At 68.0% G+C, this 15,774-nt stretch carries 14 protein-coding genes; 12 read left to right on the forward strand and 2 right to left on the reverse strand.

Annotation, left to right across the window (positions count from 1 at the left end):
- Positions 1–43: 43 nt before the first annotated feature.
- Together lipA and JKL49_RS11055 are read left to right on the forward strand one after the other, a co-directional pair.
- Positions 44–1,003, forward strand: coding sequence for a lipoyl synthase (lipA, locus tag JKL49_RS11050; protein ID WP_215340494.1), 960 nt, complete (start codon positions 44–46; stop codon positions 1,001–1,003).
- Between the two features lie 3 nt (positions 1,004–1,006).
- Positions 1,007–1,450, forward strand: a complete 444-nt coding sequence (locus JKL49_RS11055; RefSeq protein WP_215340496.1) for a type II toxin-antitoxin system RatA family toxin — start codon at positions 1,007–1,009, stop codon at positions 1,448–1,450.
- 9 nt (positions 1,451–1,459) lie between these two features.
- On the opposite strand, the gene JKL49_RS11060 is transcribed toward JKL49_RS11055, so the two are convergent.
- On the reverse strand, positions 1,460–1,951 hold the full coding sequence (locus JKL49_RS11060; RefSeq protein ID WP_215340498.1) for a CinA family protein: 492 nt from the start codon (positions 1,949–1,951) through the stop codon (positions 1,460–1,462).
- A gap of 84 nt (positions 1,952–2,035) precedes the next feature.
- On the opposite strand from JKL49_RS11060, the gene JKL49_RS11065 reads away from it, so the two are divergent.
- Positions 2,036–4,330: a fused MFS/spermidine synthase gene (locus JKL49_RS11065; RefSeq protein ID WP_215340505.1), complete on the forward strand. Its 2,295-nt coding sequence runs from the start codon at positions 2,036–2,038 to the stop codon at positions 4,328–4,330.
- On the opposite strand, the gene JKL49_RS11070 is transcribed toward JKL49_RS11065, so the two are convergent.
- Entirely contained in the window at positions 4,327–5,472 is a 1,146-nt protein-coding gene (locus tag JKL49_RS11070) for a bifunctional 2-C-methyl-D-erythritol 4-phosphate cytidylyltransferase/2-C-methyl-D-erythritol 2,4-cyclodiphosphate synthase (protein ID WP_215340507.1), read from the reverse strand. The two genes, JKL49_RS11065 and JKL49_RS11070, sit on opposite strands and share 4 nt — an antisense overlap.
- Positions 5,473–5,564: 92 nt before the next feature.
- Here JKL49_RS11070 and dusB point away from each other — a divergent pair, with 92 nt between their 5' ends.
- The 9 genes from dusB (at position 5,565) to JKL49_RS11115 (ending at position 15,678) form a co-directional block, all read left to right on the forward strand.
- A complete protein-coding gene (dusB, locus tag JKL49_RS11075; protein ID WP_215340508.1) occupies positions 5,565–6,575 on the forward strand; it encodes a tRNA dihydrouridine synthase DusB in 1,011 nt (336 codons plus the stop codon).
- Positions 6,572–7,693, forward strand: coding sequence for a two-component system sensor histidine kinase NtrB (locus JKL49_RS11080; RefSeq protein ID WP_215340509.1), 1,122 nt, complete (start codon positions 6,572–6,574; stop codon positions 7,691–7,693). The genes dusB and JKL49_RS11080 overlap by 4 nt, the downstream gene beginning before the upstream one ends.
- On the forward strand, positions 7,690–9,123 hold the full coding sequence (locus JKL49_RS11085) for a sigma 54-interacting transcriptional regulator (protein WP_215340510.1): 1,434 nt from the start codon (positions 7,690–7,692) through the stop codon (positions 9,121–9,123). Before JKL49_RS11080 ends, JKL49_RS11085 begins: the two co-directional genes overlap by 4 nt.
- A gap of 84 nt (positions 9,124–9,207) precedes the next feature.
- Positions 9,208–11,451 (forward strand): sensor histidine kinase NtrY-like, encoded by a 2,244-nt coding sequence (locus JKL49_RS11090; protein ID WP_215340511.1) that lies wholly within the window; start codon positions 9,208–9,210, stop codon positions 11,449–11,451.
- Entirely contained in the window at positions 11,441–12,832 is a 1,392-nt protein-coding gene (ntrX, locus tag JKL49_RS11095) for a nitrogen assimilation response regulator NtrX (RefSeq protein ID WP_215340512.1), read from the forward strand. Before JKL49_RS11090 ends, ntrX begins: the two co-directional genes overlap by 11 nt.
- On the forward strand, positions 12,832–13,695 hold the full coding sequence (locus tag JKL49_RS11100) for a D-amino-acid transaminase (protein WP_215340513.1): 864 nt from the start codon (positions 12,832–12,834) through the stop codon (positions 13,693–13,695). Before ntrX ends, JKL49_RS11100 begins: the two co-directional genes overlap by 1 nt.
- 103 nt (positions 13,696–13,798) lie before the next feature.
- Positions 13,799–14,047: an RNA chaperone Hfq gene (hfq, locus tag JKL49_RS11105; protein WP_215340521.1), complete on the forward strand. Its 249-nt coding sequence runs from the start codon at positions 13,799–13,801 to the stop codon at positions 14,045–14,047.
- Between the two features lie 56 nt (positions 14,048–14,103).
- The gene (gene hflX, locus JKL49_RS11110) at positions 14,104–15,357 is read left to right on the forward strand and encodes a GTPase HflX (RefSeq protein ID WP_430700810.1); all 1,254 of its coding nucleotides are present in this window, start codon (positions 14,104–14,106) and stop codon (positions 15,355–15,357) included.
- A 15-nt stretch (positions 15,358–15,372) separates the two neighbouring features.
- Positions 15,373–15,678: a hypothetical protein gene (locus JKL49_RS11115; protein ID WP_215340533.1), complete on the forward strand. Its 306-nt coding sequence runs from the start codon at positions 15,373–15,375 to the stop codon at positions 15,676–15,678.
- Positions 15,679–15,774: the final 96 nt, after the last annotated feature.

A 15,774-nucleotide genomic window follows, 5' to 3' on the forward strand; every position in this document is an offset into this window, starting at 1 on the left:
ATCGTGGCTTGATCCAGAGGCCCCGAACGCCGATCTAGGGGGCATGGCGACCGTCATCGACACCCTCACCGGCGCAAGGCCGAGGCACCCGGAAAAGCAGTCGCGGCCGGATACTCCGATGCTGCGCAAACCCGAGTGGCTGCGCGTCCGCGCGCCCGGTTCGCCCGGCTACGCCGCCACCAAGGCCATCGTGAAGGAACATGCGCTCACCACGGTGTGCGAGGAGGCCGCCTGCCCGAACATCGGCGAGTGCTGGTCCATCAGCCACGCCACCATGATGATCATGGGCGACACCTGCACCCGGGCCTGCGCCTTCTGCAACGTCATCACCGGCAAGCCGCAGGCGCTGGACCCCACCGAACCGGCCCGCGTCGCCGACGCTGTGGTGAAGATGGGCCTGAAGCATGTGGTCATTACCTCAGTGGACCGCGACGACCTGGCCGACGGCGGTGCGGCGCACTTTGCTGAAGTTGTCCGCGCGATCCGCGCCCAGGCTGTCGGCACCACGATTGAGATCCTGACGCCGGATTTCCTTCGCAAGCCAACCTCGGCCGCCGAGCTGGTGATCGACGCCAAGCCCGATGTCTTCAATCACAATTTGGAGACCGTGCCGCGGCTCTATCTGTCGATCCGGCCGGGCGCCCGCTACTTCCATTCCCTGCGCCTGCTGGAGCGGGTGAAGGAACGCGACCCTGAGCAGTTCACCAAGTCGGGCCTGATGGTCGGCCTGGGTGAGACCAAGGAAGAGGTCATGCAGGTGATGGACGACATGCGTTCGGCCAACATCGATTTCCTGACCATCGGCCAGTATCTGCAACCGACCCGCAAGCACGCCGCCGTCGACCGGTTCGTGACCCCTGACGAGTTCCACGCCTATGAGGAAATCGCCCGGGCCAAAGGCTTCCTGATGGTTTCGGCCAGTCCGCTGACCCGCTCGTCCCACCATGCGGGCGAGGATTTCGCCAAGCTGCAGGCGGCGCGCCGGGCCAAGGACGCCGCTTAGGTCTTGCGCCACCACGTCACCCGGACGCTGCCCTATAGCCCCGACCGGCTGTTCGCCCTGGTGGGGGACGTGGACGCCTATCCGCAATTCGTGCCGTGGATCGTGGGCATGCGCACCTGGAACAGCCGCACCGACAGCCAGGGCCTGAGCTGGACCGACGCCGAGGCCAAGGTCGGGTTCTCCTTCCTGAAGGAGACGTTTTCCACCCGCGTCCGGCGCGATCCCGTGAGCCGCCAGATCGACGTTGGTCTGATCTCAGGGCCGTTCAAGAGCCTGCGCAACCAGTGGAGGTTCGAGCCGGAAGGCGAGGGGACCCGCGTCGAGTTCGACATCGACTTCGAGTTCAAGTCGCGGATGCTGTCGGCCCTGCTGACCTCCAACTTCAGTTCCGCCGTCGACAAGCTGATGGCGTGCTTCGAGGCCCGAGCGAAGGCGCTCTACGGCTAGGCCGACGCCTCAGGTCATCCGGCCGCGCAGGGCCTGCAAGGCGACCTGCACGGCGGCCAGCTGGATTTCCGAGCGGGTCTCGTACTGGAAGAATTCCTGGCGGTGCATCAGGCCGTGGTTGGTGCGCGCCGTGGCGATGTGCACCGTGCCCACCGGCTTGAACGAGGTGCCGCCGTGCGGACCCGCGACCCCGGTGATCGCCACTGAGATATGGGCGTTCGACGCCTCGAGGGCGCCCTCCGCCATCATGCGGGCTACGGGCTCGGACACGGCGCCCAGGTCGGCCAGCAGGTCGCCAGGGATGCCCAACAGCTCCTGCTTGGCGCGGTTGGTGTAGGTGACGAAGCCGCGCTCGAAGACGTCCGACGCCCCGGAGATCGAGCAGATGGCGCCGGCCACCAAGCCGCCGGTACAGCTTTCGGCGGTGACGATGCGCAGGTTGCGCTCGCGCGCCTCGTCGATGAGCAGGCGCGCGAGGGTCTCGATCTCGAGGGAAAACATGGGCGCGCGACTCCGACACAGCTAGGCAAGGGTGAAGCGAGACCACAACATCGCCGCGACCTCAGACACAAGACGATTCGAACCATGAGCACCCAGGACGACGCCGCCACCTCCGCCGCGGCCCGCTCGCCGGTGTTGTTCGCTGTGACCATCTTCGCCAGCGCGACCCTGGTCTTCCTGGTTGAGCCGATGATCGCCAAGCTGGTCCTGCCCCTGCTGGGCGGCGGACCGTCGATCTGGAACACCAGCCTGGCCTTCTTCCAGACCGCCTTGCTGGCGGGCTATGGGTACGCCCACCTTCTGCAGCGGGTGAGATCGATCCGCAGCCAGGCCCTTATCCATCTCGGAGCCCTGGTCCTCGCAGCCCTGGTCCTGCCTCTGCATGTCACCGGTGTCTTTGGCGCGCCGAGTTCTGACCATCCGGCCCTCTGGCTGCTGGGGGTGTTGACCGTCACCATCGGCGCCCCCTTCGCAGTGCTGTCGGCCACCGCCCCCCTGGTCCAGGCCTGGCACGCCCGCACCCTGCATGCCGACACCGGGTCGGAGCCCTACGCCCTTTACGCCGCCAGCAACCTCGGCAGCCTGATCGCCCTGCTGGCCTATCCGATCCTGGTGGAGCCGCTCTCTACGCTCAGAGGTCAGGCCGTGGGGTGGAGCCTGGGCTACGGCGCTTTCATCCTGCTGATGGGCGGCCTAATGGTCTTTGTCACCCGCACGGCCGGCCAGACCGCGCCCGCGAGAGAGACGGCCAAGGCCGATGACCCCGCCCCCACCTGGCGCAACCGGCTGACCTGGGTGGTGCTGGCGGCGATCCCGTCCAGCCTGATGATGGGGGTGACCACCCACCTGACGACCGACGTGGCCTCAGCGCCCTTCATCTGGGTCGTGCCGCTGGCCCTCTATCTGATCACCTTCATTATCGCCTTCTCCGCCAAACCGGCCATGTCGGAGCAGACGACCTTGATCCTGCAGGCCGCGGCCGTCGCCGCCTGCGCCTCGATCCTGCCCTTCGCCTCCAGTGGCCTGCTGCTGCAGCTGTTCGTCCACCTCTCGGCCTTCTTCCTGACGGCGCTGATGTGCCACCAGGCCCTGGTGGCGCGTCGGCCCACGCCCCGCCATCTCACCGAGTTCTATCTCCTGATGTCGCTCGGGGGTGTCTTGGGCGGCGGGTTCAACGCCTTCCTGGCCCCGGTGATCTTCAACAATGTCTGGGAATATCCCCTGGTCCTGGCCCTGGCCTGCCTGGTGCGACCGTGGGGCGACCGCAAGGTGGAGCCGGCCCACTGGGTGCTCTTCGCGCTGGGTTGCTTGGCCGCGGCCGGAGCGCCGCTGGCCACCATGGCCGCCTATAACGCCGAGATCGCCAAGGCCACGATCCTGACCATGACCGGGCACGACCTGATGCTGATGTTGGTGAAGGTGTTCCTGGCCACCGCCGTGGTCTGCGCCTTCCTAGTGCGCTCGCGGGGCCTGGTGTTCTTCGGCCTGATCGCCATCATCTCGCTGGGGGCGGAGGGGTCTGGCGACAAGATTGATGTCCTGAAGAGCTGGCGCAGCTTCTTCGGCGTGGTCCGACAGTCGGAGCTGACTCTGCCGTCCCTGGGCGGCCAGGTGCGCATGCTGTCCCACGGGACCACCCTGCACGGCGCCCAGGCCCAGGACCCGCGCTGGCGGTGCAAGCCAATGGTCTACTACGCGGCGGAGACGCCGATCGGTCAGGTCTTCATGCAGCGGCGCGCCCAGAAGCCCGCCCTGCGCATCGGCGCGGTGGGCCTGGGGACCGGAGCGGTCGCGGCCTATACAAGGCCCGGTGATCACCTGACCTTCTTCGAGATCGATCCCCTGGTGATCCGCATCGCTACCGATCCGGCCCACTTCAGCTACACGACGGAGTGCGCCAAAGGGCAGGTGGACTATGTGCTGGGCGACGCCCGCCTGACGCTGGCCAAGCAGGCCAAGGGCCAGTTCGACATCCTGCTGATCGACGCCTTTTCCTCCGACAGCGTGCCGGCCCACTTGCTGACCGTGGAGGCCATGGAAGGCTATCTGACCCACCTCAAGCCCGACGGGGTGCTGATCCTGCACCTCTCCAACCGGAACCTGGATCTGCGCAGTCCGGCGATGGCGGTGGCCTATGCAGCGGGAGGCGAGGCCCTGCTGCAGCGGCACGACGCGGCCAAGACCGCGCCCATGCTGTGGGAGTCCTCGGAGGACGCCCTGATCGTGGCGCGCAACGACAAGGCGCTGGCCGCCTTCGCCGCCGATCCGCGCTGGAAACCGACCGAGCCGGTCCTCGTGCGGCCCTGGACCGACGACTACACCAATCTGGTCGGCGCGCTCTATGGCCGCTTCAAGGAACGCTGGAGCTGGTTGCCCTAGGCCGGCGTCTCGACCGTCGCGACGGCCTGGGCCATCAGGCCCTCGCCACGGCCGGTGAAGCCCATGCCCTCGGTCGTGGTGGCCTTCACGCTGACGCGGTCAAACGGCAAGTCCAGCAGCTCGGCCAGCCGGGCCCGCATGGCGTCGCGGTGCGGTCTGATCTTCGGGCGCTCGCAGATCAGGGTGACGTCGACATTGAGGATCGCGCCGCCCCTGGCGGTCACCAGGCCGGCGGCATGGGCCAGGAAGCGGTCGGAGGACGCCCCCTTCCACTGCGGGTCGGTGGGCGGGAAGTGCTGGCCGATGTCGCCCTCGCCGATGGCGCCCAGGATGGCGTCGGTGAGCGCGTGCAGGCCTGCGTCGGCGTCGGAGTGACCGATCAAGGTCTGGTCGTGGTCGATCTTCACGCCGCAGAGCCAAACGGCTTCGCCTGGGCCCCAGCGATGGGCGTCGACGCCAAAGCCGGTGCGGACGATCCGCCGGCCGCCCGCCAATTGCTCGGCCATGGCGAAGTCCTCCGGATAGGTCAGCTTCATCAGCAGGGGATCGCCGGCCACCAGGGCGACCTTGCCCCCAGCCTGCTCCACCACGGCGGCGTCGTCGGTGGGCTCTGCGTCGGCCGGCCAGGCGGCATAGGCGTCGCGCAGGGTGCGCAGGCGGAAGGCCTGCGGGGTCTGGGCGCGCCAGAGGCCGTCGCGGGAAACGGTGTCGGTCACGGTTTCCGCGCCGCGCTTCAGGGTATCGGCGACGGGGAGGGCGGGGACCGCGCCGTTCGCGTCGGCCAGGGCCGCCAGCAGACGCCGGACGTGGGCGGACGTCACGAAGGGCCGCGCCGCATCATGGATCAACACCGCGTCATCATCGGCGCACGACAGGGCGGCGAGGCCGGCCTGGACCGACTCAGCCCGGGTGGCGCCGCCGGCGACGGCTCTCCAGCCCGTTAATCCAGCGAGCGCCTCATCTGCATCCGCGACGCGCTCGGCGGCGGTGACCACGATGATTTCTCGGGCTCCGGCCAAGGCCAGGGCCTCCGCCGACCAGCGCAGGATCGGCCGTCCCCCCAGGCTGCGCCAGGGTTTGGGTGCTCCTGGACCGGCCCGGGTGCTAGAGCCTGCGGCGACGATGACGGCAGAAAAGTTCATGGCCACGTTGTTTAGAGGGCGATCATGTCCTGTCTAGGCTTTACGGCGCCGCAACAATTGCCTAAAAAGACGGCGATGGGGTTGATTACAAAATGAGCAACAAGCTCGCAGTCGGGGATATCGAAGTGTTGGGCCGGGCGTGGATCGCGCCCATGACCGGCGTTTCCGACCTGCCGTTCCGCAAAGCCGCAAGCAAGCTCGGCGCCGCTTACGTGGCGACCGAGATGGTCGCCTGCGCCGAGTTCTCCAGGGGCCGTCCCGATGTCGTGCGCCGCGCCGCGGTGGGCGAAGGCCTTCCCTTGATGGTCGTCCAGCTGGTCGGCCGCGATCCCGTCCACATGGCAAGAGGCGCCGTCCTCGCGGCGCAGGCGGGCGCTCAGATCATCGACCTCAACTTCGGCTGCCCCGCCAAGGAGGTCACCGGTGGCGCTCAGTCCGGCTCGGCCTTGATGCGCGAGCCGGCCCTGGCCGAAGCCCTGATAGCCGCGACGGTCGACGCCGTCGACGTGCCGGTCACCGTCAAGATGCGCCTGGGCTGGGACGACACGTCAAAGAATGCGCCGGAGATCGCCGCGATGGCGGAACGGCGCGGCGCCAAGGCAGTCACCATCCACGGCCGGACCCGCAGCCAGTTCTACAAGGGCGTCGCCGATTGGACCGCCGTCCGCGCGGTCAAGGACGCGGTCTCCATCCCGGTCATCGTCAATGGCGACATCGTCGACGGCGTCAGCGCCCGCGAGGCCCTGCGCCAGTCCGGCGCCGACGGCGTCATGGTGGGGCGCGGCGTCTATGGCCGGCCGTGGGTCGCCACTCAGATCGAGACCGAACTCAACGGCGGGACCTTCGTCGAACCCGACGTCGAGGCCCGGCTGGGCATCGCCCTGGAGCATTTCCGGGACAGCCTGAATTTCTACGGCGACCGCCTGGGTTTGCGGATCTTCCGCAAGCACCTGGCGTCCTATGTCGATAACGCGCCTTGGCCCATGCAGGTCGAGGCCAGGCAAAGCGCACGTTCCGCGCTTTGCCGCCTGGAGGATCCCGCCCTGGTCGAGGAAGGCCTGATCGCGCTCTGGCGCGATCCTCAAGCGAGATTGGCGGCATGAACAGTCGAACAAGGGCCGCGAACAGCGGCGTAAACCTGGACGTCCTGAAGGCCGCAGCCTTCGACCTTTCCCCCGAACCCGCCCTGGTGGTCAACGCCGATGGCGCCCTTGTGGCGGTGAACGAGGCGGCCGAGGCGCTGTTTGGCCAGGGGCTCAGCCTGCTGACCCGGGGCCGTTTCGGCGCGGCCCTGCCGGAGGGCTCGGCCCTGGTCTCCCTGCTCAACCGGGCTCTGGAGGAAGACGCTCCGGTCCGCGAGCGCGGGGTTGAGATCAGCCTGTTCGGCCACCCGTCCTTCGAGGCCGACGGCGCGGCCGCGCCCCTGGGCGACGGTTCGGTCCTGCTGACCCTGCACGTCAAGGGCGGCGCCCTGGGCGGCGAGCGCACCGGGGCGGAGGCCGCGGGCCTGCGCACCATCGTGGGCCTGGGCCGCATGCTGGCCCATGAGATCAAGAACCCGCTGATGGGCATCCGCGGCGCGGCCCAGCTGCTGAAAGCCGGCGCCAAGGCCGAGGACACCCCGCTCGCCCAGTTGATCGTCGACGAGACCGACCGGGTCCGCCGGCTGGTGGATCGCATGGAGGCCTTCTCCGACGACGCCCTGCCGGTCTGCACGCCCATCAATATCCACCAGGTGCTGGACCGCGTCCGGGCGCTCGCCGTCAACGGCTTCGCCGACGGCCTGTTGATGAAGGACCTCTACGACCCCTCGCTGCCGCTCACCTATGGCGACGAGGACCAGTTGATCCAGATATTCCTGAACCTGGTGAAGAACGCCTCGGAGGCCGCCCACAGCCGGGGCGACAATCGCGGCGAGGTGACCATCCACACCGCCTATCGTCATGGTGTGCGGGTGCGGGCCGCCAAGGGTCAGGCCCTGCGCGGCGCGCCCCTGGAGATCCGCATCCAGGACAATGGCCCCGGCATTCCGGCGCATCTGCGGGAAAGCCTGTTCCAACCCTTCGTCACCACCAAGGTCAACGGGGCGGGCCTCGGCCTGGCCCTGGTCTCCAAGCTCGTGTCCGGCCACGGCGGCTTGATCGATTTCGAATCCGAGCCTGGCCGCACGACATTCCGCGTGCTGCTCCCCATCGCATCCGAAGAGGACATCTCGGCATGAACGCGATCGCCGCCAACGCTAACAAGAAAATCCTGATCGCCGACGACGATTCCTCGATCCGTCTGGTGCTGAGCCAGGCCTTCACCCGTCTCGGCTATCAGGTCCGCGCCACCGGCAACGCCACGACTCTGCTCAAGTGGGTGTCAGACGGGGAAGGGGACCTGGTCGTCACCGACGTGATGATGCCCGACGAGAACGTCTTCGACGTGCTGCCGCGCATCCGCAAGGACCGCCCCAAGCTGCCGGTCATCGTGATGAGCGCCCAGAACACCCTGCTGACGGCGGTGAGCGCCGCCGAGGTCGGGGCCTTCGACTACATCTCCAAACCCTTCGACCTGGACGACATGACCTCGGCCGCGCGCCGCGCGCTCGCCAAGCCGGCCGACAACGAGGCCTCCAAGGCCCAGGCCCGCGCCGTGCGGGACGAGCGCCTGCCGCTGATCGGCCGCTCGGGTCCGATGCAGGACGTGTACCGCACCATCGCCCGCCTGGTGGGCGCGGACCTCACCGTCCTGATCCTCGGCGAGTCCGGCACCGGCAAGGAGCTGGTCGCCCGCGCCCTGCACGAGATGGGCCGCCGCAAGGACGGCAAGTTCGTGGTCATCAACCTGGCCGCCGTGCCGCGCGAGCGGGTCGAGACCGAACTGTTCGGCCGTGAGGACGGCGACCACGGCAAGTTGGTGGAGGCCGACGGTGGCACCCTGTTCCTGGACGAGATCGGCGACATGCCGCTGGACGCCCAGACCCGTCTGCTGCGCGTCATCGATGGCTCCGAGCCGGCGCTGAACCCCAAGACCGGGCGCCGGCCCAATGTGCGGATCATCGCCGCCACCAACCGCGACCTGCGCGGCCTGATCCAGCAGGGTCTGTTCCGCGAGGATCTGTTCTTCCGCCTCAACGTCGCGCCCCTGCGCCTGCCGCCGCTGCGTGACCGGGTGGAGGACATCCCGGACCTGGCGCGGGCCTTCCTGCTGCGCGCCAACCGCGAGGGCCTGCCGTCCAAGACCATCGACGCCGCGGCGCTTGAGCGCCTGAAACTGCACTTCTGGCCGGGCAATGTCCGCGAGCTGGAGAACCTGATCCGCCGCATCTGCGCCCTCTATGCCGAGGAGCTGATCAGCGCCCGCATCGTGGAGCGCGAGTTGGCCGACCAGCAGCCGCAGGTCCAGGGGCAGGAGGGTCCGGTGACCCTGGCGACCCTGGTCGAGCGTCACCTCGGCGGCTATTTCGCCGAGCAGCCGGACGGCCTGCCGCCCGCGGGGCTCTATGACCGGGTGCTGGAGGAGATCGAGCGCCCCTTGATCCAGCTCACCCTGACGGCCACCCGGGGCAACCAGGTCCGCGCCGCCGAGATCCTTGGTCTGAACCGCAACACCCTGCGCAAGAAGATCCAGGATCTGGGCGTGGAAATGGCGCGAGGACGCCGCTGACCCTCCGCTCCTGACGCGGATGTGAAGCATTCCCGCAACAACCTGTTGAGTCCTGGGCACAGTTCCGCCTAGGGTCACCGGGTTATGGCGTCCCTGACCCACGACGGCGAGAATCCTCGAGCGCCGGCCGCGCGGCTGTGGCGGGCTATACAGTCACGCTATGTGCTCGGCGGCGGCTACGCCCTGGCCCTGCTGCTGACGGGGGTCGCCATCCTGCTGGCCGCCTCGCCGCCGGAGACCGGCCCGCTGGCCCCAGCCAGCAAGAACATCCTGGCGATCCTGGGCTTCAACCTGGTGCTGATCCTGTGCCTGGCCGGGATCATGGGCGCGCGACTGGTGGCCCTGCTGGACGCCCGATCCATGGACGCCGGCGCCCGTCTGCACCTGAGGTTCGTGGCGCTGTTCGCCCTGGCCGCCGTGGCGCCGGCCGTCGTCGTGGCCCTGTTCTACGGCGTGCTGGTCAACCGCGGGGTCGAGAACTGGTTCTCCGAGCGCGTCCAGACCGTGGTGGAGAACTCCGCGACGGTGGCCCGGTCCTATGTCGAGGACCAGAAGCGCTATATCGGCGACCACGTGACCCTGATGGCGGTCGATCTGAACCGCGCCGCCCCGGCCCTGCAGTCCAGCCCTATCACCTTCAGCCATTTCCTGGCCTATCAGGCCTCCTACCACGCCTTCCCCGCCGCCTATCTGATCGACCGCGAGGGCCGGGTGCTGGCCCGCGCCGAGGCCGGCGACGCGCCGGCCTATGTCACGCCGCCGGAGAGCAGCTTCAAGGCCGCCGACGAGGGCGACATCTCGGTGCCGGCCTTCGATTCCGCCGATCTGATGCGGGCGGTGTTCAAGCTGTCGGCCTATCCCGACGCCTATCTCTACGTGGCCCGGCCGGTGGAGAAGGGGATCATCAACCACCTGACCGACGCCGACGCCTCCCTGGTCTCCTATCGCGAGGCCGCCCAGAGCCGGCAGCGTATCCAGACGGTGTTCGCGCTCTCCTACGTGGAGACCGCCCTGCTGGTGCTGGTGGGTGCGGTGTGGCTGGGCATGGCCGCGGCCAACGCGATCTCCGGCCCGGTGGGACGCTTGGTGCAGGCCGCGGGCCGGGTGGCTGGCGGCGACCTGACCGCGCGGGTCGATGCTGAGAATGATCCTGATGAGATCGCGGTTTTATCCCGCGCATTCAACAGCATGACGCATGATCTTCAGGCGCAACAGGCGGCTCTCCAACGGGCACGCGATGAGGCTGACCAGGACCGCCAGTTCATCGAGACGGTGTTGGCCGAGGTGTCGGCCGGGGTCATCGGCCTTGATTCCGAGGGCCGCGTCTCGGCCGCCAACCGCCAGGCCACCGAGCTGCTGGGCCTGGGCGCCGCGCCGGTGCGAGGACAGCGGCTGGCCGATGTCGCGCCGGAGTTCGTGCTGATCGCCGAGAACGCCCGCAAAGCCGGCGAGGCCGAGGAAGAGGTGGACGTCGACCGCGACCGGGAGACCCGCCGCCTGCGGGTCCGCGCCAGCCGCAGCGAAAGCGGTCTGGTGCTGACCTTCGACGATATCACCCGCCTGGTCTCGGCGCAGCGGAACGCCGCCTGGCGGGACGTCGCCCGCCGCATCGCCCACGAGATCAAGAACCCGCTGACCCCGATCCAGCTCTCGGCCGAGCGCCTGCAACGCAAGTTCCGCAAGGGCGTCCCAGCCGAAGACCTGGAGATCTTCGATCGCTGCACCGACACCATCGTGCGGCAGGTGGGGGACATCGGCCGGATGGTGGACGAGTTCTCCGCCTTCGCCCGCATGCCGGCGCCCAAGTTCGCCGAGCAGGACCTGGTGGAGCTGTTGCGCGCCGGGGTCTTCGCGCAGAGGGTGGCGAGCCCCGACATCGACATCGAACTGCTGGAGCCCCTGCCGCCCACGGTGCTGCTGGCCGATGGCCGCATGCTGGCCCAGGGCCTGACCAACATCCTGAAGAACGCCGCCGAGGCGGTGGCCGCCCGGGTCGCCGACACGCCGGAACCCCAGGGGAAGATCATCGCCGAACTGACCTCAGACCGGTCCGGGGTTTGCATAAGCATCGAGGACAACGGCGTCGGGCTCCCAGACAAGGACCGAGACCGGCTGACCGAACCCTATGTGACGACCCGCGAGAAGGGGACAGGCCTTGGTCTGGCCATCGTCAAACGGATCCTGGAGGACCACGGCGGCGAACTGATTCTGACCGATGCGACGCGCGGCAAGGGCGCTCGCGTTCTCTTGAAACTACCGACGGCGGCGCGGGTGATTACCCCCGGCGTCACCGACGATCACGGACTAGAGGTGACCAATGGCGGCTGATGTTCTGGTTGTGGACGACGAGGCGGATATCCGCGAACTCGTGGCCGGCATCCTGTCGGACGAGGGCTATGCCGTGCGCACAGCCAACGACTCCGAGACGGCGCTCGCCGCCATTCGGGCCCGCAAGCCGGCCCTGCTGATCCTCGACATCTGGATGCAGGGCGGCGGCATGGACGGGCTGGAGCTGCTGGACATGCTCCGCACGCTCGACGCCGATATTCCGGTGATCATGATCTCCGGCCACGGCAACATCGAGACCGCGGTCAGCGCCATCAAGCGCGGGGCCTATGAGTTCCTGGAAAAGCCCTTCAAGTCCGACAAGCTGCTGCTGACCGTCGAGCGCGCCCTGGAGGCCACCAGCCTGAAGCGGGAAAACCGCCGGCTACGCACCCAGGCCATCATGCCCGACGGCCTGGTGGGCAAGTCCATGGCCACCCAGCAGCTGCGCAGCCTCATCCCCAAGCTGGCCGGCGCCAACAGCCGGGTGCTGATCGCCGGTCCGCCCGGTGCGGGCAAGGAAACCGTGGCGCGGATGATCCACTCCGCCAGCGCTCGGGCCAAGGCGGAGTTCGTGGTGATCAGCGCGGCAGGCATGACGCCGGAACGCATGGACCTCGAACTGTTCGGGGAAGAGGCCGAGACCGGCCGCCCCGCCAAGATCGGCGTCTTTGAACGCGCCCACGGCGGCACCCTCTATCTGGACGAAGTGGCCGACATGCCCTTCGAGACTCAGAGCCGCATCCTGCGGGTCCTGGTGGAGCAGCGGTTCCGCCGCGTGGGCGGCGACAGCGACGTCCAGGTGGATGTCCGCGTGGTGTCTTCCACCTCGCGGGACCTGCGCGAGGAGATTGCCGGCGGGCGGTTCCGCGAGGACCTGTTCCATCGCCTCAACGTGGTGCCGGTGATCGTGCCGGGCCTGGCCGAGCATCGTGAGGATATCCCCGAGCTCGTGGAGTACTTCATCCAGCGCATCTGCGACGCCACCGGAATGGCCCGGCGGCGCCTGGCCGACGACGCCCTGGCGACCCTGCAGGTGAAGGCCTGGCCCGGGAACCTGCGCCAGCTGCGCAACAACATCGAGCGCATGCTTATCCTGGCCTCGGGTGATCCCAGTGAGGCGATCAGCGCCGACATGTTGCCGGGCGATTCCTCGCCATCGGACCAGGGCTCGTCGCTGGGGGCAGACCGGATCATCGCCCTGCCGCTGCGCGAAGCTCGCGAGGTGTTCGAGCGGGAGTACCTGAACGCCCAGATGCTGCGCTTCTCGGGCAATATCTCCCGCACGGCGGCCTTTATTGGCATGGAGCGCTCGGCCCTGCACCGTAAGCTGAAGTCGCTGGGCTTGTCGGGCGCCCGCCCCGTGGAAGAAGAGGACGCCTGATGGGCCGCATCGCCTATGTGAACCGACGCTTCTCGCGTCACGACCAGGCCGTGGTCCACATCGAGGACCGGGGCTATCAGCTGGCCGACGCGATCTATGAGGTCTGGTCGCTGTTCGACGGCAAGCTGGCCGATCCGGAGGGGCACTTCGCGCGGCTGGAGCGCAGTCTCTCCGAGCTGAAAATCGCCATGCCCATGAGCCGGGCCGCCCTGACCATGGTGCTGAAGGAGACGGTGCGTCAGAACCGCGTCCGCGAGGGGCTGGTCTATCTGCAGGTCGGCCGGGGCGTCGCCCCCCGCGACCATGCCTTTCCCCATCCCGACACCCCGCCCAGCATCGTCATCACGGTCAAGGCCATCGACCGCGTCGCCACCGAGGCCAAGGCCGCGAAGGGCGTTTCGGTGATCACCACTCCGGAGAACCGCTGGGGCCGCTGCGACATCAAGACCGTCGGCCTGCTGCCCAACGCCATGGCCAAGCAGGCCGCCAAGGAGCGCGGCGCGGCCGAAGCCTGGTTTGTCGACGAGATGGGCCTGGTGACCGAGGGCGCCTCCTCCAACGCCTGGATCATCGACGCCGATGGCACGGTGCGCACCCGGGCCACCAACGCCAACATTCTGCGCGGCGTCACCCGCTACAGCCTGCTAGAGATCCTCAAGGAGCAGGGGATGACGGTGGACGAGCGCCCCTTCACCCCCGACGAGGCCCGCGCGGCCAGGGAGGCCTTCATCACGGGTGCGGGGGCCCTGGTCCTGCCCGTGGTGGCCGTCGATGGGCATCCGGTCGGGGACGGAACCGTCGGACCGGTGGCGATGAAGCTGCGAAGCCTCTATATCGAGCGGGCGAGAGCAACTGCGATCTGAAGAGAACGGCGCGATTGCGCAGGTCATGAAGAGCGGTCTAGCGTCCAACTTGTGTGTGGCGGCCGGTTTGCGGTCGCCGATTTAGAAAAAAGGGCGAAAAGCCATGTCGAACGAAAAGAAACAAAACCTGCAGGACACGTTCCTGAACAGCGTGCGCAAGTCGAAGACGCCGCTGACGATCTTCCTGGTGAACGGCGTGAAGCTGCAGGGCGTGGTCAGCTGGTTCGATAATTTCTGCGTGCTTCTCCGCCGTGATGGCCAGTCGCAACTGGTCTACAAGCACGCCATCTCGACCATCATGCCGGCCCAGCCCGTGCAGCTGTACGAACCGGCGGAAGATGAGGCCGATTGAGCTCTAAACTCATAGATCGCGAAGTCCCCCCTCAGGGGGCCATCGTCATCCACCCCGTGCGTGACGAACGGGGCCAGTCCCGAAGCGCCGAAGGGCGGCTGGAGGAGGCTATCGGGCTTGCCCTGGCCCTCGACCTCGTGATCAACGACGCCTTCATCGCGCCGTTGCGAAAACGCGTGCCCGCGACCCTGTTCGGCAAGGGCAAGGTCGAGGAGATCGGCAAGATCATCGAGGCCGCCGAGGCTGACGTGGCGGTCGTCGATGATCAGCTGAGTCCGGTGCAGCAGCGCAATCTGGAGAAGCTCTGGAAGGTCAAGGTCATCGACCGAACCGGCCTGATCCTGGAGATCTTCGCCCGCCGGGCGCGGACCAAGGAAGGCCGCCTGCAGGTCGAACTGGCGCGGCTTTCCTACGAGAAGTCGCGCCTGGTCCGCACCTGGACCCACCTGGAGCGGCAACGCGGCGGGGCTGGCGTCATGGGCGGTCCGGGGGAAACCCAGATCGAGACCGACCGCCGGCTGATCGCCGACAAGATCGTCAAGCTGAAGAAGGACCTGCTGGAGGTCCGCCGGACGCGCGATCTGCAGCGCGGCGCGCGGCAACGGCATCCGTATCCGGCCGTCGCCCTCGTCGGCTACACCAACGCCGGCAAGTCGACCCTGTTCAACCGCCTCACCAAGGCCGAGGTGGTGGCCGAGGATATGCTGTTCGCCACCCTGGACCCGACCATCCGGATGCTGGACCTGCCCGACGGTCGGCCAGCCATCCTGTCGGACACCGTCGGCTTTATCTCCGAGCTCCCGCACGAGCTGGTGGAGGCGTTCCGCGCCACGCTTGAAGAGGTCAAGGAAGCTGACGTCATCCTGCACGTCCGCGACATCTCCAGTGACGAGACCGACGCCCAGGCTCAGGACGTCCGCACCGTGCTGTCGCGCCTGGGAGTGGAGATCGAGGAGCGCCGGCTGATTGAGGTCTGGAACAAGCTCGACATGGTGGACGCCGAGGCCCGCGACCGGGTGATCGGTGACGCCCGCCGCGCCAACCCTCCGGCGATCACCGTCTCGGCCGTCACCGGCGAAGGCTGCGACGAGTTGCTGGCGATGGTCGCCGAGATGGTGGACGAGGCGCCGGCCGTCGAGATCACCGCGACGGCGGCCCAGGGCGCGGCCGTCGCCTGGCTCTACCGCCACGGCCGGGTGCTCGAACGGGAAACCCAGGACGACGGTGGCACGCGCCTTGCGGTGAAGTTGAGCGCCCAGGCCCTGGGCCAGTTCGAACAACTCTTCCCGCAGGCTCGACTGCGGGCCTGACGCCGGAGCGTTTGCGTGGACTACATCCCCATCCAGCCCGGCCGCCGCCGTACGCCGGGCGACCTGATCTTGATGTGCGTTCTTGAGGTGGTGCTCGCCCTGGCGGCGGCCTGGGTGTCGATCACCCGGGTTCCGCCCGAAGAGATCATGGATCATCGTCAGCTGATCGTGACGCTGACCGGTAACACCCTGCCGTTCGCCCTTCTGATCTGCCCGCTGCTGGCCTGGGTGGCGTTCGCGCGCCGGGCGGACGGGGCGATCTGGCCGCTTCTCTGGACCCCAGCCCTGTGGGCCGTGCTGATCCTGGCGGGCGCGCTCTAAGCGCCTTCGGCGCCTGACCTCTCATTTTTCTACAGAATTGACCAAGCTGCGCGAGAGCAGAATAGTCCGAGAGTTCCGAGACTTAGTCTCGGTTCT

The organism is Phenylobacterium glaciei, from assembly GCF_016772415.1.
GTDB lineage: Bacteria > Pseudomonadota > Alphaproteobacteria > Caulobacterales > Caulobacteraceae > Phenylobacterium > Phenylobacterium glaciei.